The sequence below is a fragment of the Gimesia alba genome (assembly GCF_007744675.1).
GTDB classification, from domain to species: domain Bacteria; phylum Planctomycetota; class Planctomycetia; order Planctomycetales; family Planctomycetaceae; genus Gimesia; species Gimesia alba.
Genome location: NZ_CP036269.1, coordinates 822023 through 846663, shown reverse-complemented (window position 1 = coordinate 846663; position 24641 = coordinate 822023). Strand labels below are relative to the sequence as shown.

Here is a 24641-nt window from a genome sequence, read left to right as displayed (position 1 = left end):
GAAATGCTGACTCCGAATGGCTGGATTAACCAGCCATTCGGCGTTGTTCTGCAGGAAACTGGAGAAACGGCCCCACTGCTCCCTGTTGGCTTCCATCCCACTCGTGGCAGTTCACCGCTTCCAGCACCCGTTCTGCAACCTGCATCGCCTTGAGCGCCTGCGGGCCTCCGACCAATGGTTCGGACTGGGTTCGAATGGCTTCAACGAAACTGTTCAATTCAGCTGTTAACGCATCTGCTGATGAGACATCCGGCGAATCAACTTTCAGAAATGTCCCAAACACATCCTGCTTTAATGCTTCAATGTTCGCGCCTGCTTTTCGTGCCCGTTCCAGTGGAGGCGTTCCATAGAGCAGCGTTTCTGATGGTTGATATGAGGTGACTTCGCGGCTGGTGAAATCAACGGTCACACAGCCCGAGGCGCCCCAGATCTGCATGTCCCGCTTCGCTGTGGGACAAATCCGGCTGGCTGTCAGATCGGCAATACATCCATTCTGAAAGCGTAAACGGGCCTGAACGACATCTTCATGCTCTCCCATCACTGAAACACCAAAAGCTTCTACACTTTTTACTTCTGAGTCGACAAGAGACAGCACCAGGTCAATATCGTGAATCAGCAAGTCGTGAATCACGCCAATATCAGTTGATCGAAATGTGTAAGGACTGACGCGTTCACTGCGAATAAATCGTGGATTCGAACAACGCGCAAATGCCGCTTGTGTCGCAGGATTAAACCGCTCTACGTGCCCTACCTGAAGCAAAGTGTTATGTGCTTCGGCGATCCGCACCAGTGCTTCCGCTTCCTCAAGATTGCAGGCAATCGGTTTTTCCACCAGAACCGGAATTTTGCGGGATAAAAATTCACTGGCAATCGCCAGATGGACGTGCGTGGGAACGGCCAGTGAAACCGCATCGATCCCCTCGAATAAATCACGATAATCGGCAACCCAGCGACTGCCATGCTGTTCCGCAATAGCCTGACCCTGCTCCGGATTCGTATCTGCCACAGCTGACAGATTCACACCTTCCAGTCCAGCTAAGATTCTAGCGTGATGACGCCCTAATGCCCCGACTCCGACTACAGCCACATTCATTAAACTCATGCTGCTCTCCGTGTTGTAATTTGTTCGCTTTCTTGAGGAACATATTTCGCATTGCGCGCTGCTTCTTCGCGGCCTCGACCGGCTTTACTACCTTGAATGGCTTCAAAATGGTTGAACAGAGTTTGCAATGCCATCGGCATCACCCCGTCCAGTTCCTGGCTGAAAATATCTCTTACTTCTTCCAGTTTCTTGTGTTTTCGATAAAACAATCGGTGTGCCCGGCGAATGACGGCAACACAACTTTCAGAGATACCCGCACGTTGCATGCCGACAATGTTCACGGTCCGAACTCGAAAATCATCCGCGCCGGTGCAAATCATAAATGGAGGCACATCCACAGTCGCACGTGCGGAACCACTGACAAAGGCCAACGTCCCTACAGTACAAAACTGATGCACGACCGTATTTCCGGAAACAATCGCCCGATCATGAACGTGTACATGGCCGCCGAGTAAGACACCATTGACCAGAGTGACGTCATCAAAAATTCGACAATTATGAGCCACGTGAGAATTACAAAGAAATGTATTCCGGTTTCCAATGCGAGTACGATGATCCTCTTTTTCAGCGCCGCGATGAACGGTGCAACCTTCCCGAAACAGATTATCATCGCCGATCTCTAATCTGGTGGGGGCATCTGAATAGCCTGCATCCTGCGGCTCAGTACCAATCACCGATGTTGGAAAAAATCGATTTCGTTCCCCAATTGTGGTGTGCCCGGTAATGGAAACATGACTTTGCAGTACCGTCCCACTTCCGATCGTTACATGAGGACCAACATGGCAAAATGGTCCGATTGTAACATCTTCCCCTATCTCCGCTTTAGGATCGACGTAGGAAAGATTTGATATATTTGTCGGCATGTTCGACATCCTAAAAAGTCTGCAGTCAATGACGTACCAGAGTGTGAATAAATGACTGCAGCACAGCAGTCGAAAAGTGCAATATCAGGCAGCCTTCCATACTGTTTCAGTCAGCGTGGAACGATGCGTCGATTTAATTTTTTTGATTAACTCACGATTTAAAGCATGCCCCGATTGATGCGCACTGAAATATCCGTGCAGATCACAGCCAATCAAGGCAAAGTCACCCAGACAATCTAATATTTTGTGACGAACACATTCATCGAGTGTCCGTAATTCATTTCCTACCGGTCCCTCTTGTCCCAGAACCAGTAAATCTTCCGCAGAAAGACGCTGCCCATATCCCAAGGCACGCATCGCTTCAACTTCTTCTTCCAGAACAAAGGTTCGTGAAAAAGCCAGTTGATTCATCCACGTCTCGGGATTGATCTCCAGGGTCAGGCACTGTGGAGTTACAGGGGAATCTTCACCGTAATTCAGATAATAACCAATCGCCAGAACCGACCGATTCAACGGCTTGGCCTGAATGAAACTTCCCGATTCGTCTTCAACAGTCAGAGCCTGTTCGATACAAATCAATTCTCGCTTAAACGGTTGCTCAACGATGCCCGCATCCAGCAATGCCAGAGACAAATCCTGTGATGAACCGTCAAAACAAGGCGCTTCGGGAGCATTGATTTCGATACGGCAGTTATCGATCTGCAATCCAGCTAAAGCAGCCATGACGTGCTCGATCATTTCGACCGACGCACCCTGGTGTTCAATCGCCGTTCGCCTCTGTTTGAAAACGGCATATTCGATCAAAGCGGGAATTGGTTTTGAACCAGCCAGATCCGTACGGACAAATTGAATTCCATGATTCTCCGGAGCCGGACAGAAACGAATTTTGACGTCTGAGTTGGTGAAAATCCCAACTCCAGTACATTCTAATGATCTGGCCAGCGTTCTCTGATTCCGAGTTCGCATTGCCTACTCCTTCGATGGCGGGATACTAGCTGCTTCGCTGAAACAATCGCAAAAAGGATGCAGGCAGGTCAGAACACCTGCACTACATCCAATGAGAGTGATAACCAAGCATTCGGTTTAGCGAGTTTTCGTACCCGGTGTCGGACGCGTCGTCGAACGAGTCGGAGCGGCACCAGCTGAACTTGGCTTATAGCTGCGGTTCAGATAATCCAGAACTGACAGCGTAATGTCATCATCGGCACGGTGATAAACAACTTGACGATTCATGCCTTGAATCAATTTCTTTGGATCATCGGTATCCAGGTTTTCACGATTAAACCGCATGATCAAAGTGTAGTTGTAGATCTTGGCATACTTCTTGACGGTGTCTGTCACTTCCATGTAAATGGTGTGATAGATGCGTGACTCTTTTCGCAGAAAGTCGCGTTGTGCCACTTTGCGAAATGCTTCAAAATCAGAAGCGGCCTGTGCCAGCTGTTTTTCGCGTGCCAGATACTCAGGGCTTCCCTGTTTGAAATCCTGCATTTCTTTCTGGACAGCCTGAATTTGCTCAGCCATTGCTTTGGCTTTCGCATCGCTTTGCTGGATCTCTGCTTTCAACTCTTCACGCAGCGCGGTGAATTTTGTGTAGTTTTTGAACACGTGGGCCATATCAATCAGACCGACTTTGTGTTCCACTGATTTTGCATTAGCCGGTGCGGTGTTTTGTGCTGACGCTGTTTCAGTCAAACAGCCAAAACAACCGGCGATAGCAATAACCATAGCTGATGTAATAAATTTTTTCACGACCGAAGCACTCCTTTGCAGAATGGACCACTCTCCGTAGTGGCAATCAAACGAAATTAGAATTTTTCTTGATTTGGTGACGAATTTGACCCCAGCCTCTGATAAACAAATTCTTGATCAAAATCTCTTGGAAATGTTGCTTTAACTTGATGGCGCACTGGAAATCATGTCATATGAAACCTGGTGACCATACTGAGAGAGCGATAATTTTGCATAGTTTGGATTTTACGTCAATACGAAAAACCAGGCTTTGACTATCTATTTTCAGAGGAATTGAGAGATCAAAAATAAATTGCTACGTTTTTAGATCAATTCAACAAGTCACGAACGAAACTTTCGGTTTCAAAGCGATTTTTTGGGCTTGCCTTAATTTTCCAATTCTATTATTAAACGCCCCTCTTTCATAATCTCTATCGCTACCTGTCCCCTCATTCGAATCCATTTCGACTCGTGATTCAAAAACAATTCTGTTTTATTCAATCACCTTCGACTCCACAATTAATACCTTACAAATGGGCTGTTTAAAGTCAGCACGGAGGCTTATTCCATGTGTTCGCTAGACCGCTGGATCCTGACACCTTTATTAATAACAGGGCTGCTACTCTGCCTGGCCGATGACGTTGATGCCAAAAAACGAACATTTCCTTACGAAGCGGTCGTCAACGCGGAAGAAGCCCTGGTAAGAAGCGGCAATGGACGTCGCTATTATCCCACGCTCAAACTCAAAAGAGGCAGCCGCGTCACCGTGCATCGGCATGATCCGGGCGGCTGGTTTATGATTACGCCTCCCCAAGGAAGCTTCAGCTGGATTCGCGCTGAATACGTTCAAAAAACAGCCGGCAACCGTGGTCGAGTCACAGAAAACGGCGTCGTGGTACGAGTTGGAAGTGCCTTTGGTGATTCGCGTGATGTCGAGCAAATTCGGCTCTCCAAAAACGATGAAGTCACTGTTTTGGGAAGTAAAAATGTCCAGACCGAATTCGGCAATGTCCAGATGTATCAGATCAAGCCCCCAACGGGCGAATGGCGCTGGGTGGAAGGGCATCTGCTGGTTCCCACGAATCAATATCAACCCGGACAAACTCCCCCCACACCCGTTGATTCACCGCTGGCTAATAACGAAAAAGATCCCTTTACTCAAAACATTACAAAAAGCGATTCTCCTGCACCGCACCAGGAAATGATTAAGACCCCCACCGATGGCTCTGCACGTCGTAGTGTTCCAGAAGAAGAACAGATTGCCGCCGCCAAGCAGGCCATCAAAACCATAGATACACAATTCCGAGCCATGATCGAAGCCGAACCAACAGCCTGGGATTTAAATGCCTTAGAACAAGACTACAAAACGCTACAGCAGGAAATCAAACACCCTGCGATCGCCAGTAAAATTGACTTGAGACTGGATGCCGTTAATCGCTATCGAAAAGTGCAGGCAGAATATCAAGATTTCCTGAAGCTGGCTGAAGAGACCAGCAAGCGCGACGCCGAGCTCGTCTCGATGGCTCCCGATCAGAACAAAACCAGTCGCTATCCTGCTCCGGAAATGACGACACCAGGATCAGAATCCCTGATTCCCCCGACTCCTGAACCGTCCGCTCAACCAGCGACTCCAGCACAACCAGTCACTCCACTGCCTCAACCCAGCGCTCCGACACCAACGATTCCTCAACCACAGACAACGCCACAACCAACGCAGCCAGCACAACCACAGTTCTCTGGAGCAGGCATCGTCCGCCGATTAAGAAACGTGCGACAAGGAATGCCAACCCACGCGTTAGTTGCTCCCAATGGTCAGTTCCTCGCTTATTTACAGCCGGTCTCACCACAAATCAATCTGGATGCCGCAGTGGGACGACCCATCGGCGTCACCGGCAAACGCTGGTTCCGCTCTGACTTACGCGGCGACTATATATTGGTCGAATCGATGATGCCGGTCCGCCTGCAAGCCGCTCCCGTCCCTGGACGATAAGCAAACATTCAAAATCAAAACGCATAAAAAAGCCCTCTGCTCTCAATGAACAGAGGGCTTTCGTTATTTTAAAAATGAAAGAGAAAGTTATACCATCTCTTCCGTACCAGCGGCTTTCGCGACATCCTCTTCGCTGACTTCACCTGATCCCTTGGGATCGTCTTTGAACAGAATCAAAAAGATGACCATGATCACAAAAGCGGCGGCTGTAGGAATAATCCAGAACTCTTTCCAGGTTTGAAGCTTGGCGGCTCCTTCACCGGTCACGATTGCATTGATTAAGTTTCCACTAATCAAGGCACCAACCAGCATCCCCACCCCTTGCGTTGCCAGCACAAGAAACCCTTGTGCCTGAGCTCGAATCGCAGGACCTGCCTTCTGATCAACATAGATTTGTCCTGTCACAAAGAAGAAGTCGTAACAAATCCCATGTAGCAAAATCCCACAAATAATCATCCAGGCAACTCCATCAGAAGCACCTGCTGCAAACAACGCATAACGGACGACCCAGGCAAACATGCCGAACAGCAGCATCCGTTTGACACCCAGAAGTTTAAAGAAGAGTGGCATCAACACCATAAACAGAACCTCGGACATCTGCCCAAACGACATTTTGAACGCCGGGTACGTGATTCCCGCATCAGCCACAAAGACGGGTGCGTAAGCATAATAAGCGGCTAAGGGAATGCAGATGAGCAAGGAACTCGCCATAAACACGAGGAAAGAACGGTCCTTCAATAAAGCCAGCGAGTCTAAGCCCAAAATGTCGCGTACTGAAATCGCCTTTCCCTTCGAAGGTGGGGGCGTATGAGGCAGCGTTAAACTGTAAAGTCCCATCAAAACACCAGCGCCTCCCGCAACGAGCAATGGCTTCGATGTCATGTCTGCCCCCATCACCTTACTGACGAGGATGTTAGCCACAATCCACCCCAATGTTCCAAATACACGTACTAAAGGAAACCAGACTTCCTGATTCTTGAGGTGAGAAAAGGCAATCGTATTCGTCAGCCCTAATGTGGGCATGTAACATAACATGTGTAACAACAGCAATAAGATGAACGTCGTACTGCCTTCACCGTTTTCGCCGACAACACTCGGTGCCATATAAAGCACCGCGCCTCCGATAATCATCAGCACTGCCAGCACTCGTTCCGAGGAAAAGAAACGGTCAGCGATCATACCCAGCACGAACGGGGAAACAATCGCGGCGATGGGCCCCACAGTATAAGCCCAATAGATGGCATCCCCCATCCCGTTGGCCCCCATGTAGTTACCCACGGTAACATACCAGGCCCCCCACACGAAGAACTCCAGGAACATCATGATGGAAAGTCGAATACCAATTGATAATGGCGATTGCTGTGATGACATATTGGGCGGGCCCTTCTCCTGATCTGTGTTGTATCTCGTTCAATGAAACCGTAGCGACTTGGAAATACATCCTGGCTGCATGAGCCGTCGAGACGCTACTAAGAACCCGAAATCGGGCTGAGTACGGAGCCTTTCGGATTTTGATCGTTACGATCATGTCCCGAATTCACAAATCAGGCAAGTATAAAGAGATCCACTCCCACGAAATTCTCTTGAATGGTCGGCTGCAACAGTCCCAATTTCAGCCTCGTTCCCATAGAGAGAGCATCAAACAGTCCATATTCCGCCGTAAAATGGCCGGTTTCAGAGACCGCAACCACCTCACAATACTCATATAAAGCCAACATCTCCTAATTATCTTATGCTCGCCGTCAAAAGCGAGAATATCGTATCTCTTTTTATAGAAATCACTTAAGGCCACTCGATCAAATACATCCATTTTTTATCCATTCTTTTCATTGTACCCATATTTACATTCAGCGGATATCCGTTACAATCCGCTTAATCCGAACAATCGTTACAATCGGCACAGGCGGAACTCACTCTCATCTCACTCTCAATAAAATTGTCACCGCTTTCTGAGAGGTCTGATCATGAATCTGTTAAAAACATTCTGGAGTGATGAAGCTGGTTTCGTCATGTCTGCCGAGCTGGTCATGTTGGGAACCGTGGGTGTCATCGGTGCCACCGTGGGGCTCAGTGCTGCTTCCACCGCGATCAACGATGAAATGGTGGAATTCAGCCACGCCATTCGAAGTCTGGATCAAAGTTACCACATTGAAGGTCATAAAAGCTGTCGTGCATGGACCGCGGGCTCTTCTTACCGCCAGCAGGATGTGGCTGTTTCCCTCGCCGACCTCTGTGGCCAAATCGAAAAGGCAGAACAGGCTGCTGAGAAAGAAACCGTGATCAAACGCAAAGCACCTCCGAAATCAAAAGAGTTGCGAAAGAAGTTGAAAGCCAAAAAGCAAAAGGCCAAACAAAAGCAGAACAAGAAAAATGAAGCCTGATTCATTTCGCTGCTAAGCAATACCAGACCACAAATAAAAAAGCCCTCTTTGAATGAAACTCCAAAGAGGGCTTTATTATTTGATCGGTTTAGCTCACTTCGTTTGATTCCACTCGTCGACCTGCTGTAAGACTTTAATCACGGCCTTCAACGGGTCAAGAGCTTCTGCTTCAAACCGGCGGGAGATCCGTGGATTATGAGGGGGCGAATACGTACAACTGAATAAAAACTCGTTCGGCCGAACTCCCGGTTCGAGACGATAATCCCTGATACCCAACTCATTCAACTTTTGGACGGCTGCACTCCACGTTGCCGGATCTCGGCGCAGCATGGTTTCTGCACGTAAGCGAAACTGGGGATCGACTTCTTTTACCGCTGCTTGCTGAACAGAATTCGTTTTTTCAAACGGGTTCGTTTCATTCTCGATTTGACGAATTTCCTGGCCGAATGAACTGCCGGCATTGGATGAGAATTGCCCCTCTTCAAAGCCTGCTTGTTCAATCCGATTTTTCTCAAAACCACGTTCGGGCTGCTGTTCCGCTGATCGAAGCTCAGCCATTTTGTGGTCTGGTTCCAGTTGAGAAGGTACCGGATCTAATTCCCAACCTTCCATCGCATCAGCGGGCGGCAACCATTCTTCGCCATTGATCGAATCATTTCGTGATGAGGTTGTTTTCGCGAAAGGGCTCCGTTGATCAGAGCGATGCCGATTTCCCCGAGTCCTCTCACCAAGATTACCTTCACCCCCCAGATCAATCTCGTGTGATGAAGCATCAAACGAAATTTCTTCAAATTGGGAGTGGGACGATCCTTCGCCTTCGAAGTGATCATTTTCATTGAAAGACGACTTTTTAACGGGAGCGATTTCCGGAATACCAAAAATGGCCAGCATCGGAACTGCAACCAAAGGTATCAGCACTAGCAAGGTCGAAAAAAAGTCATTTGATTTGGAGCGAATTTGCGTTTCTCCTCCATGTTCGCAATCACGCTATCGGAAACTATCCGATTTGAACAATGGGAACACTCCTTGTTCTCAATGTCTGGTTACCAGAAACCATCGTGGTCAACCACATACTTATGAGATCAGAAACTGCCTGACATGATTCATCTGGCATGGCAAATCGCTGACCAATCGGCCCCTGAGGAAAAAACAGACGAAGCGAAAATCGCTCCCCATGCCTGCCTCAAGGGGGCGGATCATACAGAATCGCCTCTAAATGGACAATTGAAGTTTCGAAATTTCTCCTGATTTAAGAAAATCTCGCTCATTTCTCTTTTTTCCCTCAAGAACCCAGCTGTTAAAATAGAGCAACAGGCGGCCATGGAAAAAATAAACAGCACGCAAGCCAAACACCTAAACAGATAAACTGAAGAATCTGTCTTGACAATTTACGAAAAAACAAGGAGAACACGTGATCTAAGTAATTACGGTTTGTCAAATAGTTCGATTAATATTATAGATTCGAGCCAAAAACAGATTGGATCTGTTCTCGACAATACTTGATCGGACCCTATCATTTCAATAAGCGGAAACTCAGTCAGCAGTTTTCATACAGCAGTGTGGTCTATATTTCTTACTGGTTTTGAGAGATTTGCTCGGGCAAAAGTGCTCACTCGGGAATAACTTAAAACAAGTGGATTTCGACAAAGGGAGTCACGGAATTCAATGGTAAAACAAAACAATTACCAACCAAGCAACGTACTGGTACGCCAGGCAAAAAAGGTGGCTACCGTCGCAGGAGTCTTAACCCTCGCAGCGACTGCCTGTCTGTCACAAGTCGGCACGCTGATGGCGGCAGCCCCCAATGAACATAAACTTGATCCCGCCATTCGGCTCGCTATGCAGAGCTATGAAACAACGGCGCAGATCAAAGATTTTCAGGCGACCTTCATCAAGCGGGAAAAAGTGGGCCGAAAAATGCAGGCCACACACACCATGCAAATTAAGTTTCGCGAAAAACCATTGAGCGTTTATCTCAACTTCCAAAAACCACACACCGGTCGAGAAGTCATTTACTTCCACGGCCGAAACGGGAACCAGATCCTGGCCCACGAAACCGGAATCAAAGGTCTGGTCGGAACCGTCTCTCTTCAGCCAAACAGCCCTCAGGCAATGGATGAAAGTCGTTACCCGATCACAACCATCGGCATCCGAAAAATGCTGTTTCAGATTCTGAAACAATGGAAAGAAGAACGTCAAGTTGAAGGCGGCGTCTCTGTCAAATATTTCCCGGATGCCAAACTCGGCAACCTGCAGTGCAAAGTTCTGCAGACCAGCTACCCACAACAAAAACCAGGACTTCGCTTCCAGATGACAAGATTGTACATCGATAAAGCAACCAATCTTCCTGTCCGAGTCGAACAATACGACTGGCCAACCAGAAGAAATGCCACTCCAGAACTAGTCGAAGAATACACATACACAAACATCCGCACCAACGTCGGATTAAGTGATGCTGACTTCGATCCCAAGAATCCGGCTTATAATTTCTAGAGCGCATCACGTTTTACCATAGCGTGCCTCAATCTAATATACTCGGTTCAAATAGCCTTGGAGACGCTACAGTAAAACTGGACACAGTCTAAGCCTGCTACATAAATTAACTTCTCTAATAAATCAACAGCCGAAGGTGAGTCCTTGACCTTCGGCTGTTTTACCTTCCTCTGCCGCCTTCCACACCCCCGGCACTCTTCTCTTTCCCATGAGTCAGGCACACTATCAAGTTGCAAGTGGCTCTTTCGCATTGATATAATCAAATATTATCATATGTCCTTTTGTCTTTATCTGATTTATTTTCGTACTCTTATATAGACAAAGAAAAAACGGCCTTGTTTCAGGGTCCTGTTGCAAGCAGCCGATCAGATGAAATTACAACCTGCTTTGATCTACTTTTTATCAACTACCAAGGAGCCCCAATATGAGTGAAGCGCCCAAGAATGTCTCATCACGCCGCGACTTTTTAAAGAATTCAAGTAAACTCGCAGCGGGGGCTTCTGTGTTAGCCGGAACGGCAATTCCACACGTCTACGCCGCCGATGAAAGCACCATCAAAATTGCCCTCGTCGGATGTGGCGGACGTGGAACCGGAGCAGCCGCCAACGCACTCTCCACAAGCAGCGGCCCCATCAAACTGGTCGCCATGGCAGACGTCTTCGACCACCGTCTTGACACCAGCTACAAAAGTCTCAAAAAACAATTCGGCGACAAAGTCGATGTTCCCGACGATCAGAAATTCATCGGCTTTGACGGATACGAAAAAGCAATCAGCTGCCTCAGCCCCGGCGACGTCGTGCTGCTCGTCACTCCACCTGCATTTCGCTGGGTCCAATTCGGTTATGCCATCGAAAAAGGCATCAACGTCTTCATGGAAAAACCGATTACCGTGGACGGCCCCAGTACTCGGAAGATGCTCGAATTGGCGAAAAAATCGGAAGAGAAAAACCTCAAAGTCGGCGTCGGCCTGATGTGCCGTCACTGTAAAGCACGACAGGAATTGTACGACCGCATCCAGGATGGACAGATCGGCGACATCCTCGAACTCCGCGCCTACCGTATGGCGGGTCCCACCGGATCGGCAGCCACCGGCCCCAATACGACTGACATGAGCGAGTTGATGTATCAAATCTCTCGCTTCCACGGGTTCCTCTGGGCCAGTGGTGGCGGTTTCAGTGACTTCCTGATTCATAACATCGACGAAAGCTGCTGGATGAAAAATGCTTGGCCTGTTCGTGCCGATGGATCCGGCGGACGTCACTACCGCGGCGATAATGTCGACCAGAACTTCGACAGCTACAGCGTCGAATACACGTTCGCCGACGGAACCAAAATGTTCCTCCGCGGCCGTACCATTCCTGGCTGCCGACAGAAATTTGCCAGCTTTGCACATGGCACAAAAGGGCTCGCCGTGATTTCCACGTCGGCTCATCATCCCGCCAAGTCGCGAATCTATAAAGGCTATAACGAAGATAAAGACAACCTCCTCTGGGCTTACCCGCAACCGGAACCGAATCCGTATCAGGTGGAATGGGATGACCTGATCAGCGCGATTCGAAACGATCAGCCCTACAACGAAGTCCGGCGCGGTGCTGAAGCCAGCCTGGTCACTTCGATGGGGCGCATGGCCGCTCACACCGGGCAGGTTGTCACCTTCGACGAAATGCTCAACTGCGAACAGGAATTCGCTCCGGATGTCGACAAACTGACACTGGACTCACCCGCGCCGGTTCTCGCTCGCGCCGATGGCTCCTACCCTGTTCCACTGCCGGGTATCCTGAAACGTCGTGAGTATTAAGATTCACTAACGACTCCGTTTGTCTCTGAATAAAATGTTCTAAAAATGTAACGACAAGCGAACTTCGAAATCATTTCGGAGTTCGCTTTTTTCGTTCCGTTTAAGCACCTGTTTCCCCGTTATGCGTCGCGCGCGAGAAAACCGGTTTCTTCACCTGAACCAGCGGCACAAACTGATCATTCCGCAGCGGGTTCAGCGGTGATGTTTCGCTGATCATCACCTGCAGAATCTGACCTGCTGCCGTCTGCTCAGCATTTTTTTTATGACGTTCGACACACTTCGGCGCGCTTTCAACACGCAATGGTACACGTTCGGAACCAGTTGAACGGTCTTCAGCACCACTTCGGAACTGGGGACTTTCCTGGCCTCCCTCATGATTCGTACTCTTCCCGAAACAACAGAAAACAGATTTCAATACGAAATGCAGGAAGCACAACATGACTCATCTCCTTGTCTGAAAAACACCTGTCTGCGAACAATGCAGTCAAGTGTTCGCTATTAGCCGAAGCGCGTTAGCCCCGGTTCTCTTTTTTGCAAAGACGATTTCGAATTCAGAAACACGATCTGGCGTCGCGAAAACGAAACCCAGGCGGCACATTCTACGGATCGCCACCAGCGAAGGTAGCTGAAAATCACGCCGTACTCGTGATCCATCGCTTGTGACAGATTTTCACCTGAATCAAAGCCAGATAGAAAAATTGATAAAATCAGGAGAATTGGACAATCGATGATTGCCTTTTTGATCGACGAACTGTAAATTCTGTTTATGTGGGTTTCTTACCCAATTGATCTTTAATAACTAGTTGATTGTGGGTTATCCGCCCAGTACAATACTGAGATCACTCAATATTGTGGAGAGTTGATACACGCATTCCCCCTTTCGCAGGCTGGCCATGAACGGCGAAACATTTATTTCGGGAGAAACAAAACGAACGGTCGACGACCGCTTTCGTATTTCTCTTCCCGTAGAAATGGCCCAGGCGATTACTGACGAATCCGGGGAAACGCTGTTGACCAAGGAACGAGCCGGATGTCTCAGCCTCTGGAAAGCCGCAGACTGGCAAGCCAGACACCAGCAGGGTGTGGATCTGATTAAACAAAAAATTCAGGCACACCGACTGGAAAACCGCTGGGAGGAAGTGCAACGCCTGGGACGATTACTGTCGACCAGAAATCGGACCATCCAGTTGGCAAATCGCTCTCGCTGCACAATACCCGAAGGATTTCGAGAATTTCTGGGAGTGCAACCCAACCAGGAAGTCATGATTGTCGGCGCAGTGATCTGTGTTGAAATCTGGAATCTGGAAGCCTGGCAAAACCTTCTGGAACAGGACATGCCTGAATTCGGGACACTCTTTAAAGACCTGTCCAGCTAGCCTTTGCCTGGCGATACCTACAATCAAAAAACAATACACATTGTTCTTTAGCGTCTTTGACGACAGGAGAAGCGGGCGACTCATTCAGTATCCCCATCACATCCGATTCACCCTAAAGGCTTAATTCCATGGAAGGTCTTTTTGGCACGGATGCCGCTTTCTTCTCTTGAGTCAAATACGTTTTCCCCATTCTCAATCTCAGGCAATTTTGAGAATGGGGATTTTTTATGCACTGTGTAAAGCGCAGTAAAATCGTCTCACCGCCGCTGAATTTGTTTTAACCATTAGCCGCAGGGCGTTAGCCCCGGTTTCTCGCCAATTCTATTTCGTCACCAATAGAAAACGCTTCCTTCTGCCCCTTCACGACTTGGTCCGGGTCAGAAAAGGGGCGGGTCAGAAAAGGGGTCAGGACTCTTTTTCCTTTTCATTCTCACTGGTTTCTGCTAGACTTTGGGCATGCCTAGATCGAAGCGAATTTGTCCTGCCGGTGAGGTGTTTCATGTGCTGAACCGGTCTGTTGCGCGGCTGACTCTGTTTGAGAAGCCGGACGATTGTGCTGCGTTCTTGCGGGTGGTCGAGGAAACGTGGCAGAAAAATCCGCTGCCAATCTTCGCGATGTCAGTGATGCCCAACCACTGGCACTTTGTCGTACGGCCCACGACGGATACCCAGCTAACGGACTTCTTCCGACTGCTTACCCTGACCCATACCATGCGCTGGCACGCCCACTATGCGACCGGCGGCACCGGGCACTTGTACCAGGGCCGCTTCAAGTCGTTTCCGATTCAGTCTGACGACCATTTACTGACCGTGATGCGTTACGTCGAACGCAACCCGTTGCGGGCAAATCTGGTCCAGAAGGCAGAGGAGTGGGAATACGGCTCCGCCTGGGCCCGACAGCAGAAACAGGATACGCCGGAATGGCTGGCGACGCCAAAGAATCCACCGCTGCCACGAAACTGGCGCGCCCTGGTCAACAAACCCCAGACCGATGCCGAGCTGGCCGCTCTCCGAAAATGCATCGTCCGCGGCACCCCGTTCGGCAACGAAAAATGGACCAGCAACACAGCCAAAAGGCTCTCATTGGAGAGCACCACCCGTCCCCGCGGCAGGCCACGCACCAGAAAAGAGTCCTGACCCCTTTTTCCATTTCCTTAATATCTTGATAATAGGTTGTTGCCATGAGCATTATTGACAAAATGAATTACGCACCTGAGTATGAAGCTTGGCTTGGAAATGTGGAATTATCGGGGTTTGAATCCTGTGGGATTGTGATGTGGATTATCTCTCCGAAGCATCAGAAAAAAGTGAACCGAATAATGGACCGGTGTTGCTAGAGCTCCAAATTGAGTCACAAGATGGTAAACCGCCCACATCTGAACAAGAAGCTGCATTTGAATATTTATGTGCAAATGCAAATCCTATTGCAAAAGCCACTTTAAAATATGCCTTTCAGCAATGTAAATCAGCGTACTATTCAGAGTCGCTTCCTGAACTAAGCTCGTTAAATGGTGAAAAACGTGACATTCGCAAACGACTGAATACTTTAGATGGATTTTACGAATTAGTAGAACCAAATACCGTTACGATTCTGGCGGATCATAAAAACAAGGTTTCATATATCGCATTTGATTTCAGAACTTCATTGGATTACGAACACGGCTTTAGCATTTTAACGCATCGAAGAAAGGCTTTAAATTGGGCAGGGGCTGGCGAACGAGGAGGAGGACCACCAGAAACAATTTCTCCAGAAGATCAGGAATTGATTAATAAAAGTATTGATTGTGAAGAGCATTATCTTGAGCTAGTGTCCAAGGTTGTAGATTTAAAATCAGCAGAACGACTGGCTGCTGATATCGCTAATGTAGAAACTGAGAGTAAAGCACTAATAAATCAGACTTTCCTGTTATTCACTCCAAATTCTCCACAAGCACAGAAACGATCCCCGATTCTGGGACAGCGATTTTCTGAATTTCAAAGAATCTGGAAAGACTGCCCTGAAGCTGCTAAGCATTTGAACTTGTATCTTAAAAAGTGCCTTGCGTGGAAAAATAGTCGCCCATAATCTCTGCAATCTATGAGATTTCATATGACTCGCAATAACATAACGAGCAATTTGTGTGGTGAATTGAAATGTGGACAGATAAAGGGGTCAGGACTCTTTTCATTCTCTCTGGTTTCTGCTAGACTTGGGGCATGCCTAGAGCCAAACGAATCTGTCCTGCCGGTGAGGTGTTTCATGTGATGAACCGGTCTGTTGCGCGGCTGACTCTGTTCGAGAAGCCGGACGATTATGCTGCGTTTATGCGGGTGGTGGAGGAAACGTGGCAGAAAAATCCTCTGCCGATCTTCGCGATGTCAGTGATGCCCAATCACTGGCACTTTGTCGTACGGCCCACGACGGATACCCAGCTGACGGACTTCTTTCGACTGCTCACCGTCACCCACACAATGCGCTGGCACGCTCACTACGCAACCGGCGGCACCGGCCACCTGTACCAGGGACGTTTCAAGTCGTTTCCGATTCAGTCTGACGACCATTTACTGACCGTGATGCGTTACGTCGAACGCAACCCGTTGCGGGCAAATCTGGTCCAGAAGGCAGAGGAGTGGGAATACGGCTCCGCCTGGGCCCGACAGCAGAAACAGGATACGCCGGAATGGCTGGCGACGCCAAAGAATCCACCGCTGCCACGAAACTGGCGCGCCCTGGTCAACAAACCCCAGACCGATGCCGAGCTGGCCGCTCTCCGAAAATGCAACGTCCGCGGCACCCCGTTCGGCAACGAAAAATGGACCAGCAACACAGCCAAAAGGCTCTCATTAGAAAGCACCACCCGCCCCCGCGGCAGGCCTCGCACCAGAAAAGAGTCCTGACCCCTTTTTTATCTTGCAAGTTTCCTATTCTCAGTAAGCATTCTTCTAATCCGGTTAGAGAAATTCAAATTCAGTGATCGAAATTCACTTTCAGACATGAAAGGAACCAATAACGTCTCAGGCGTTTCTCCCCGATTAAACTGTTTGAATTGGACATTTCCTAAATCAGTTATTTTATTTGAATACAAAGCATATTTGTGAATACCCTTTCCGTAAGTCCAACCACATACTGCTGTAACAATTAATAGATTTTCAGTATCTTGAGAAATCTCGACCGAATTTATTCCTGAAGATGAAAGAATAAACGTTTCCCATGCCTGAAGTTTAAAATCTTTGTCGGTAATGATACAGGTGACAGGAAACAAAGGCTTTACTCCAGGTTCTAGATACTGATTCAAAAGAAAAATATGATTAAAACCTCCCGAATTATTCTGGTACTTTGATTGCCAGACAATCCGTTTTTCTAGACCAGGAGAAAGATATGTGCCAATAAGTCCTGAACTCCATGCTTTATCATCATAAACTAGATGGTGTAACAGTAATCTATCACTCGAGCTAATTTTACTTCTTTGAATGGCATCCCATAATTCATCTGAACTCACATAGCTATTCGAATCCCACCATATACATGGTCCAACAAAGCACAGAGATACAAAAACAAATAAAATAATTTTCTCGAGACCGAATATTTTTTTTATTATGTTACTGCTTTTCATGAATACGAAGCTTAAAAGAAATTAGGATATAAAAAGGGTCAGTATAATCTAAGAGTCCTGCCCCCTTTTTAGTTAAGGTAAATTGGATGAAAAGTAGGGTAACTCGGATTTTGTTCTTAGCAACCTTAATGATTAGTATTGTGTTTTTATTAACATATCAGTTAACACATAACAAATATCACATGTCAAATAAGGAGTATCTCGTATCTATTCCAGCCTCTCCCAAAATACAATCATCAGTTGATATGAAAACAGAATTGACTCAGAATCAAACTGTTAATGAGAGTTTGAGGGAGGGAATTTCGAAAGAACAATTTGATCAGATAGTCAAACCGATTAGAGAACGTATAATTGGTTTCAGTGTGCGAAGAAAGCACTTTGTGTTTAAAATTGAAAATGTAGCAAATCCCTACATATTTGCTACATTTATTAAAGGTAATAAGGGTGCATGGCATTTAAGTGAATGGGAGACCGAACAGCGAGATTTTAGTTATTTTTTTGAATAAAATAATTTACTTATAGAAGAAAAGCATAAAGGGGTCAGGTATCTTTGATAGAGTCCTGCCCCCTTTTTCTATCTGGCCTTTCTCAAGACTCACCTCTTCAGGAGTTCCTGCATGCCCTTTCCGGAGTGGTTACCACAATATGAATTGTGTTTTCCCATCATCTCTGAACACTTCGGGCCGGCACGATTGCGGATTATTCCCACCGGTTACGAGAAGGACACCAACGGAAACCTCGCCCCTGCTCATCGGAACTGCATTTATGGCCTTTACCTGACGGCACGATATGAAGAAGAGAAACGTAGACTCCAATATGACATTTGTGATTTCGTTGAGCCCGAGTCCTTGCAGGAGCTCGAAACGGTCCTCACAGAACCGACAAATTCCGAAAACGAAATGCAGCTCCTGGGACTCGATGGTTACCTAGACCTCCGCTTTCAGCAAAAACGCGACGGTGGCCTGAAAATCGTGTGTCACTCTCCCTCACCAGGCTGGAGCGTCAACTGCCTCCGATTGCAGCTGGTATGCGAGGTGGATTCCAAAGCACTTTTCGATATTCGGAATCAGCTCGAAAAGCTAAGGGCACTCGTCAGTAAGATTAACTCCGGTGATAACGAGTCTAGCCGGGGCTAACGCCTATTCTATTTCGGCTCTGCGAACGGTTACACCAGTTCCGCCAGCAGTTTCGCAAATTTGCGCCCCGTCACTGACAACGGATACGATTCCAGATCGCTTACCCTGACCCATTGATAGCTGCCTGCGGAATCTCCTGCATCAGCAGGCTCCGCCTGCGCGATAAAACAAAGCAACCGGATTTTATATCGGGTCACGCTGTGACGGATCTCGGATACGAACTGTTGAACGGCCGCCTCCACGCCCGCGTGATCTCGTACATATGCTTCCAGTTGCCCCAGCACATCGCGGGGCAAGCCGGCGGGCATCTCAACGCCTCGTGCCGTTTGACGCGGTGTCTCTTCAAACAGCAGCTTCTGCCCACTGTTTTTCTTGCGAGTGGCAGCGGGATGCGACACACCATTTAAATCCTCCAGCGTGAACCGGGGAAAGTCCCACAGGCCGGCCCAGCGCTCGTCTGACTCCCGCTGTCGGATCAAGACGGCGTCCTCCCTGAAAACGGCAATGCTGGCATCGGTCAACGGCGTGATCTCCGGACGTGCCTTGGGACGGGGAATCAGATGCTGCCGCTGGTTCAAAAAGGCTTCGCACCCGGCACTCACCGGGCATGCACCGCAATCGGGATTTTGAGGCGTACAAACCAGACTCCCCAAATCCATCAACGCCTGATTGAAATCGCCGGGTGACTTCCGCGGCAGGATCAACTCGGCAAATTCCCACAGCTGATTTTGCCCAGCCTTGGATCGGGGATCTTCTTCCAGCCCGATCAACCGCGAATACAGCCGCAACGTATTCGCCTCAACAATTGGTGCCCGCTCGTCATACGCAAACGAGCAAATCGCCCCTGCCGTATAGCGACCGATTCCCGGCAATTTTTGCAGGCCCTCGACACTCTGCGGAAATTCTCCCTGCAGCTCATTTGAGACGATCTTGGCCGCCTTATGAATATTCCGCGCCCGGCTGTAGTATCCGAGCCCTTCCCAATGCTGCAGTACTTCGCTCTCGTCAGCAGATGCCAGCGCATGCACATCGGGAAAGCGATCCTGAAACTTTTCAAAGTAGGGAATCACGGCTGCCACGACCGTTTGCTGCAGCATGATCTCACTGATCCAGACCGCATACGGTTCAGCCAGCCGCCGCCAGGGTAAATCACGCTGATGCGCCGCATACCACGCAATTAATTGCCGGCGAAATCGCTGCCGCCGCTTCGTTTCAAATAAAGTATTCAGATCAGACATGGCTCTTTCGCTACTGTAGCAGACATCCGAAAAGTGACAAGCCTGACATCAAACTTTACTGAGGCGCGGCGTAGCGATGCGTGGGTACAGGACGGCCGGGACGGAAACTCTGCGTCTGACGAATCTCCAGCTTCGCATTCAATGCCTTCGCACAGTTCTGCAAGACTTGCGTTACCTGCTCCGTTAACGATTCCGGATCACAGGCGACACGGGCATTCACGATCAGATCCACTTCATTCACTGTGCAGTCAGAAGCCAGAGACAACTTGGGCTCACTGTCGTTGCTCACCAGATTGGCCACGCCGAAAAAGCCTTCCCAAAGTCCGATGGTCTTGAGATGTGCCGTCTCAACCCCCTGCTCTTTAAACGAAGCCTGCAACTGGGTAATCACATCCAGCAACAACTGATCCAGAGAAAAGGATGTCTCGGAAGTAAGCCGCACGCTGCTGTTTAACCAGCCCAACTCTGCTTCTCCCTCGGCGTAGATATCATAATCGATATCCAGAACCTTACTCCCGAAATCGCCCTCTTGCTCCAGAAACTCAACCAGTCCTTCAAAGCCTTCGCCCGTGAGTGCGGATGTTCTCAAAACGGGAGTCCCGGGAAAATTCTCGTCAATCAGACCGGTGAGTTCGTCGACTTCTTCGGTCGTGAGTTCGTCAATTCGATTAATCAGAATCAGATCCGCTTCTTCCATCTGCTTCCTCAAAATGTAAGCAGCCTTCGGGGAGAAACCAGAGCCCGTCTCATTTTTCAAAATCTTTCGGCCATGACTGGGCTTCATCAGAACCGCATAAGGGTGAATCGTAAACTCAGCATCAAACAAGCGCTTAATGGGCTGAATCACCGTTGCCACCAAGTCAGTACAGCTTCCCACCGGCTCTGCCAGAATCACGTCCGGCTTCGATTTTGATCCCAGTTCTTCAATCGTTTCCATCAGTGCGTTAAAATGACAGCAGAAACAGGCACCGGCCACTTCGCCGACATGCAGCCCCTGGGAACGTAGCGCATTGGTATCTACCAGATCTGCTGCCTGATCGTTGGTCACAACCCCTACATTCAAGCCCTGATCCGCATAATACTTTGCCAGCCGACCTAATGTCGTGGTTTTCCCCGCCCCCAGGAAACCACCAACCATAATAAATTTAATCTGATGTGACATGCTGCACCCATTCACGATAAAATTGATTTTCGAATACTCAATATTAACACCGGCTGCTCTCACAAACGGTCGTTAGTAACAAAAATTCCTGTATTTCGTCTACATTTAGTTTAATCAAACATTCTTAAGTACGATAGGATGTTGTTTCAGAATTCCCATTTGGCAATCAAAATACGGACCCTGACAACGAAGCTTATGAACAGTTCAACACGAGAAAAGCCGGCCATTCTGGGGGGAGCTCCCTACTTTCCGGAAGGCCCTCCCGAGTGGCCTTTTGCCTCTCCTGACATCAACCAGGCCTTACAGCAGGCACAGGAAACAGGGTTATGGGGAAAATACCATGGCCCCTGCTCTCAGGAGTTACAACAGGAACTGGCGGCCTTCCACGAAACCGATGAAGTGATTCTGTGTTCGAGCGGAACCGTTGCCATCGAGCTGGCCCTGCGCGGCCTGGGCATCGGCCCGGGCGATGAAGTCATCCTCGCGGCGTATGACTTCGAAGGAAACTTCAAGAATATTTTGACCACCGGTGCCACGCCGGTACTCGTTGATGTCGACAGTCGAAATTGTAATCTGGATCTTAACCTGATAAAGCAGGCTATCACTAACTCGACAAAATGTATTCTGGTATCACACCTACACGGAGGCCTGGTTCCCATGTCAGCTGTGATGAACCTCGCCAAAAAGTGGGGAATTCCCGTAGTAGAGGATGCCTGCCAGATTCCGGGCGCCAAAGTTGAAGGACGTACCGCCGGCAGTACTGGAGACATTGGCGTTCTTAGTTTTGGTGGCAGCAAACTGCTGACAGCAGGCCGCGGCGGTGCGGTTATGACATCTTCACCCCAGATCGCACAACGCATCCGACTCTACTCATTTCGGGGCAATGATGCCTACCCCCTGACAGAATTACAGGCAGCATTGCTGATCCCCCAACTGAAAACACTGCCGCATCAGAATCAAAAACGTCAGGAGAATGTCACACGTCTGCTGCAACAGCTCGCCGATCACGCCGGGCTCACCAGCCTCTCTCAAGCCAACTCCACTAATGAAGCGGACTCCTGCCCCGGGTATTACAAACTGGGCTTCAAGTATGATCCAGAGCACTTCGCAGGCCTCACTAGAGAGCTGTTCTGTACGTCAATGCAATCTGAAGGGATTGCCTTCTATCCGGGCTTCAGAGCTTTGCACACAATTCACAGCAAGCGACGCTTCAGACAAATGGATGAACTCCCCGTCGCCACCGCCTGCGATCAGAATCTCGTGGTCCTGCATCATCCGATTTTACTGACCGATCAAAACAACATGGATCTGATTGCCACGGCTGTCGCCCGGATTCATCAGCACGCTGAAGAAATCATTCAGATGTCCACCAGCGGCCAACTTGACACCAGCCGTAAAAAAAGCGAGGACCTTTCATTTGAATGATCCTCGCTGTCGACTGACCCCAAGGGGATTTGAACCCCTGTTTTCGGGATGAAAACCCGATGTCCTGGGCCTAACTAGACGATGGGGCCGAAGCGAAATAGTAATCTAAGGTTTCCATCGGATAAGTCAAGCGGACGGCGTTAATAGAATTCATCTTCTCTGAAAAAACTTTGAATTCCGCAAACCGAGCGACAAGAAACCTGGAAATCGATCAATAAAAAAAGCCACCCACTGGCGGCTTTTTTAGTATTCATAATGGCACAATTCGAAATCACTGCATTAGCTCAGTCGTATCGTTTTCTGTCTCTGAAACCGAATTCTGCTCGTTTTGAATTGCTTCATAAACTTCACTACGGTGAATGGGAACTTCACGAGGGGCTTCAATTCCCAAGCGAACTTTGTCACCACGGATCTCGACAATCGTAATGACGATATTTTCGTCGATTACAATTTTCTCATTCTTCTTACGAGATAATACTAACATGCCGTCTTCTCTTTCAGGATACCTGATGCATCCTACGTAAATCCTGATCTAGCGCTCTCTGGAAGGCTTAGCGCTACTGTCATTAATCAGTAATAATACCAATCAATCATTAACGTTCAGATTTTACATGCCCACATTTATACCGTCAAGAGGCTAGCGCAGGGCAGGCGCGCAGTGCGACTGCAAAGTGGGATCAAGAGAAGAAACGCACCTGAAGCTGAGGGTTTACACTGCAGACGTAAGCTATAGTCAAATCTACACTTACGAAAACATTTGTCTGAAAGGACTCATCGGCATCCGGCTTCACAAAAAACGCCTAAATTTCAAAGAAATTTTGGTTTTTCAGAGTTTTTGACCTGAAAGTTCTCTTATGCATGAGAAAACTTCGGTAAATTAAAGTGAAGCACGACAACAGATGTTAGACCCCTTTATCTTCTTGAATCCAGAAACCGACCCATGTCTGGTGCAGCCTCCAAGAGTGGAAACTGCACCTTCCATGATCGTGTTTTAAATTCAAGCAGACAGGGTGATTAAACCATCTCTTTCAGTGCTTTGAGAGGTCGTACCTTGACGACGTTGCGGGCTGGCTTGGCTGCAACCTGCATCATTTCGCCTGGCTTGAATGGGTTGGGGCGGGTTGTGGCTTTGGTAGCTGGTTTCCGCTGAACTTGAATTTTCAGGAGCCCAGGAATGTTAAAGACGCCAGGACCACGCTTTCCAAGATTCTTGGAAATCAGTGTGCTTAATTCATCAAGAACAGCAGTCACTTCTTTCTTGGTGAGTCCAGAACCTTCAGCCAGTGCATTGAGGATCTCTGTTTTGGTAAGTGGCTTATCTTTAGTCGTAGCCTTTGCTGCCATCGTGAACTCCTGATACTGGAATTGAAAATGAAAGAAGTGATTTCCACTTCGTCATAATGAGTTGCGAAATTGTGTCATGCCTGGTTTCAAGACTGAAGTCTCCCCAAGCCAAGCGTAAGTAAAGTAATCTTAATTCCAAAAGTCAATGTGTTTGCCCCTGTTTTTCAGGACTTTTTGGCATTTCCGCCGAAAAAAATTCTTTTAGCGTGTCATTTATTTGTCGCTTTGGGATAATAAAAAGAGGGCTTTTATTTAAGAACTTACAATTTGACGGCGAACTACTATTGACGGATTACCGTTTTCCATACCAACCCATTTTGCAAACAGTACAAACTCTGACCTGCCAACCAGTTAAAAATTAATGAAGCCCGACGGAATCGGGGACACTGAAAACAGGGAGTCTCCACTATGGCTACGCATGACATTCGCCTGGATATGACGCAATCAATTGTGAATCATATTCTTGTGGTTGAAGACGAACAAGACACTGCTTTGTTTCTGAAAACACTGCTCGAAGAACACGGCTATCATGTCTCGCTTGCCAAAGATGGAGGGCAGGCTCACTCCGCTTTCAGTATGCACAAACCTGATTTTGTTATCCTGGATCTGATTCTGCCTCACGAAAGTGGATTCGAAATCTGCGAACATATGAAACAAAAAGAAAGCCATGTTCCCATACTCATTCTGACGGCAATCGATTCTCCGGAATCGCGCCAACTGGCCACACGCGTCGGTGCGGACGGCTATCTACTCAAACCCTGTAACCCCGATGAACTGCTCGAATTGATTAAAGAAATCTCCCACGATCTCTGGGAACAGGAACACTTGCCTGCTGCGAAAGTGAATTCCGAAGAACGGATTCATTTCTTCTGCCCCTGTGGTAAAAAACTAAAAGTGCGCAGCAAACACCGGGGACGCACAATGACCTGTCCCTCCTGTAATGAAGCACTGATGGTTCCGCTGCATGATTAATCAAACCTAACTCAGTCCCGAATTCGGATTTCCTGAT

General features: G+C 48.3%; 25 protein-coding genes and 1 tRNA gene. 12 read left to right on the top strand and 14 right to left on the bottom strand.

The genetic code is table 11. The annotated features are described in order from the left end of the window. Positions 1-25 precede the first annotated feature (25 nt). From Pan241w_RS03260 to Pan241w_RS03245, 4 genes are all read right to left on the bottom strand, one after another. Positions 26-1102: a Gfo/Idh/MocA family protein gene (locus Pan241w_RS03260; RefSeq protein WP_145210901.1), complete on the bottom strand. Its 1077-nt coding sequence runs from the start codon at positions 1100-1102 to the stop codon at positions 26-28. Beyond that, positions 1099-1965, bottom strand: a complete 867-nt coding sequence (gene lpxA / locus Pan241w_RS03255; RefSeq protein WP_232107343.1) for an acyl-ACP--UDP-N-acetylglucosamine O-acyltransferase — start codon at positions 1963-1965, stop codon at positions 1099-1101. Before lpxA ends, Pan241w_RS03260 begins: the two co-directional genes overlap by 4 nt. Positions 1966-2049: 84 nt before the next feature. Further along, entirely contained in the window at positions 2050-2931 is an 882-nt protein-coding gene (gene lpxC / locus Pan241w_RS03250) for a UDP-3-O-acyl-N-acetylglucosamine deacetylase (protein ID WP_145210894.1), read from the bottom strand. Positions 2932-3048: 117 nt separating this feature from the next. Beyond that, positions 3049-3717 carry an OmpH family outer membrane protein gene (locus Pan241w_RS03245; RefSeq protein WP_232107342.1) on the bottom strand — a complete coding sequence of 223 codons (669 nt, stop codon included), beginning with the start codon at positions 3715-3717 and terminating at the stop codon, positions 3049-3051. A 547-nt stretch (positions 3718-4264) separates the two neighbouring features. Between Pan241w_RS03245 and Pan241w_RS03240 the strand changes: the two genes are divergently transcribed. Further along, the gene (locus Pan241w_RS03240; protein ID WP_145210892.1) at positions 4265-5686 is read left to right on the top strand and encodes an SH3 domain-containing protein; all 1422 of its coding nucleotides are present in this window, start codon (positions 4265-4267) and stop codon (positions 5684-5686) included. 87 nt (positions 5687-5773) lie between these two features. Here Pan241w_RS03240 and Pan241w_RS03235 read toward each other — a convergent pair whose 3' ends face one another. Together Pan241w_RS03235 and Pan241w_RS29250 are read right to left on the bottom strand one after the other, a co-directional pair. Then, positions 5774-7057 (bottom strand): nucleoside permease, encoded by a 1284-nt coding sequence (locus Pan241w_RS03235; RefSeq protein WP_145210889.1) that lies wholly within the window; start codon positions 7055-7057, stop codon positions 5774-5776. Positions 7058-7230: 173 nt separating this feature from the next. Further along, positions 7231-7404, bottom strand: coding sequence for a hypothetical protein (locus tag Pan241w_RS29250; protein ID WP_198000301.1), 174 nt, complete (start codon positions 7402-7404; stop codon positions 7231-7233). 246 nt (positions 7405-7650) lie between these two features. Here Pan241w_RS29250 and Pan241w_RS03230 point away from each other — a divergent pair, with 246 nt between their 5' ends. Continuing rightward, positions 7651-8067 carry a hypothetical protein gene (locus tag Pan241w_RS03230; protein ID WP_145210886.1) on the top strand — a complete coding sequence of 139 codons (417 nt, stop codon included), beginning with the start codon at positions 7651-7653 and terminating at the stop codon, positions 8065-8067. A 93-nt stretch (positions 8068-8160) separates the two neighbouring features. Here Pan241w_RS03230 and Pan241w_RS03225 read toward each other — a convergent pair whose 3' ends face one another. Beyond that, positions 8161-8958 (bottom strand): hypothetical protein, encoded by a 798-nt coding sequence (locus Pan241w_RS03225; RefSeq protein ID WP_145210883.1) that lies wholly within the window; start codon positions 8956-8958, stop codon positions 8161-8163. Positions 8959-9732: 774 nt separating this feature from the next. Here Pan241w_RS03225 and Pan241w_RS03220 point away from each other — a divergent pair. Together Pan241w_RS03220 and Pan241w_RS03215 are read left to right on the top strand one after the other, a co-directional pair. Next, positions 9733-10560, top strand: a complete 828-nt coding sequence (locus Pan241w_RS03220) for a DUF1571 domain-containing protein (protein WP_145210880.1) — start codon at positions 9733-9735, stop codon at positions 10558-10560. Positions 10561-10984: 424 nt separating this feature from the next. Further along, positions 10985-12358, top strand: coding sequence for a Gfo/Idh/MocA family protein (locus Pan241w_RS03215; RefSeq protein WP_145210877.1), 1374 nt, complete (start codon positions 10985-10987; stop codon positions 12356-12358). Positions 12359-12458: 100 nt separating this feature from the next. Here the strand turns inward: Pan241w_RS03215 and Pan241w_RS03210 are convergent, their stop codons facing one another. Further along, entirely contained in the window at positions 12459-12797 is a 339-nt protein-coding gene (locus Pan241w_RS03210) for a hypothetical protein (RefSeq protein ID WP_145210874.1), read from the bottom strand. Positions 12798-13251: 454 nt separating this feature from the next. Between Pan241w_RS03210 and Pan241w_RS03205 the strand changes: the two genes are divergently transcribed. The 4 genes from Pan241w_RS03205 (at position 13252) to Pan241w_RS03190 (ending at position 16611) form a co-directional block, all read left to right on the top strand. Continuing rightward, positions 13252-13734, top strand: coding sequence for a division/cell wall cluster transcriptional repressor MraZ (locus Pan241w_RS03205; protein ID WP_145210871.1), 483 nt, complete (start codon positions 13252-13254; stop codon positions 13732-13734). Positions 13735-14235: 501 nt separating this feature from the next. Then, positions 14236-14871, top strand: coding sequence for a transposase (locus Pan241w_RS03200; protein WP_232107341.1), 636 nt, complete (start codon positions 14236-14238; stop codon positions 14869-14871). A 139-nt stretch (positions 14872-15010) separates the two neighbouring features. After that, positions 15011-15799, top strand: coding sequence for a DUF6985 domain-containing protein (locus tag Pan241w_RS03195; RefSeq protein ID WP_145210865.1), 789 nt, complete (start codon positions 15011-15013; stop codon positions 15797-15799). 179 nt (positions 15800-15978) lie between these two features. Then, a complete protein-coding gene (locus Pan241w_RS03190; RefSeq protein ID WP_232107340.1) occupies positions 15979-16611 on the top strand; it encodes a transposase in 633 nt (210 codons plus the stop codon). A gap of 8 nt (positions 16612-16619) precedes the next feature. On the opposite strand, the gene Pan241w_RS03185 is transcribed toward Pan241w_RS03190, so the two are convergent. Further along, complete coding sequence (locus Pan241w_RS03185) at positions 16620-17213, bottom strand: hypothetical protein (protein WP_145210859.1); 594 nt, start codon at positions 17211-17213, stop codon at positions 16620-16622. Positions 17214-17413: 200 nt separating this feature from the next. Here Pan241w_RS03185 and Pan241w_RS03180 point away from each other — a divergent pair, with 200 nt between their 5' ends. Both Pan241w_RS03180 and Pan241w_RS03175 read left to right on the top strand, forming a co-directional pair. Further along, positions 17414-17833, top strand: coding sequence for a hypothetical protein (locus Pan241w_RS03180; RefSeq protein ID WP_145210856.1), 420 nt, complete (start codon positions 17414-17416; stop codon positions 17831-17833). A gap of 111 nt (positions 17834-17944) precedes the next feature. Continuing rightward, complete coding sequence (locus Pan241w_RS03175; RefSeq protein ID WP_145210853.1) at positions 17945-18463, top strand: hypothetical protein; 519 nt, start codon at positions 17945-17947, stop codon at positions 18461-18463. Positions 18464-18492: 29 nt separating this feature from the next. Here the strand turns inward: Pan241w_RS03175 and mutY are convergent, their stop codons facing one another. Next, a complete protein-coding gene (gene mutY / locus Pan241w_RS03170) occupies positions 18493-19701 on the bottom strand; it encodes an A/G-specific adenine glycosylase (protein ID WP_145210850.1) in 1209 nt (402 codons plus the stop codon). A 55-nt stretch (positions 19702-19756) separates the two neighbouring features. Next, positions 19757-20863, bottom strand: a complete 1107-nt coding sequence (locus tag Pan241w_RS03165) for a GTP-binding protein (protein ID WP_145210847.1) — start codon at positions 20861-20863, stop codon at positions 19757-19759. A 195-nt stretch (positions 20864-21058) separates the two neighbouring features. On the opposite strand from Pan241w_RS03165, the gene Pan241w_RS03160 reads away from it, so the two are divergent. Next, a complete protein-coding gene (locus tag Pan241w_RS03160) occupies positions 21059-22288 on the top strand; it encodes a DegT/DnrJ/EryC1/StrS family aminotransferase (protein ID WP_198000300.1) in 1230 nt (409 codons plus the stop codon). A 14-nt stretch (positions 22289-22302) separates the two neighbouring features. On the opposite strand, the gene Pan241w_RS03155 is transcribed toward Pan241w_RS03160, so the two are convergent. The 3 genes from Pan241w_RS03155 to Pan241w_RS03145 all read right to left on the bottom strand — a co-directional run bounded on the left by Pan241w_RS03155 (position 22303) and on the right by Pan241w_RS03145 (position 23632). After that, positions 22303-22377: transfer RNA gene (locus Pan241w_RS03155), tRNA-Glu, on the bottom strand. Positions 22378-22559: 182 nt separating this feature from the next. Next, a complete protein-coding gene (csrA, locus tag Pan241w_RS03150; protein ID WP_145210842.1) occupies positions 22560-22772 on the bottom strand; it encodes a carbon storage regulator CsrA in 213 nt (70 codons plus the stop codon). Positions 22773-23302: 530 nt separating this feature from the next. Further along, positions 23303-23632, bottom strand: coding sequence for an HU family DNA-binding protein (locus tag Pan241w_RS03145; RefSeq protein ID WP_145210839.1), 330 nt, complete (start codon positions 23630-23632; stop codon positions 23303-23305). A gap of 408 nt (positions 23633-24040) precedes the next feature. Between Pan241w_RS03145 and Pan241w_RS03140 the strand changes: the two genes are divergently transcribed. Further along, entirely contained in the window at positions 24041-24604 is a 564-nt protein-coding gene (locus Pan241w_RS03140) for a response regulator transcription factor (protein ID WP_145210834.1), read from the top strand. Positions 24605-24641 lie beyond the last annotated feature (37 nt).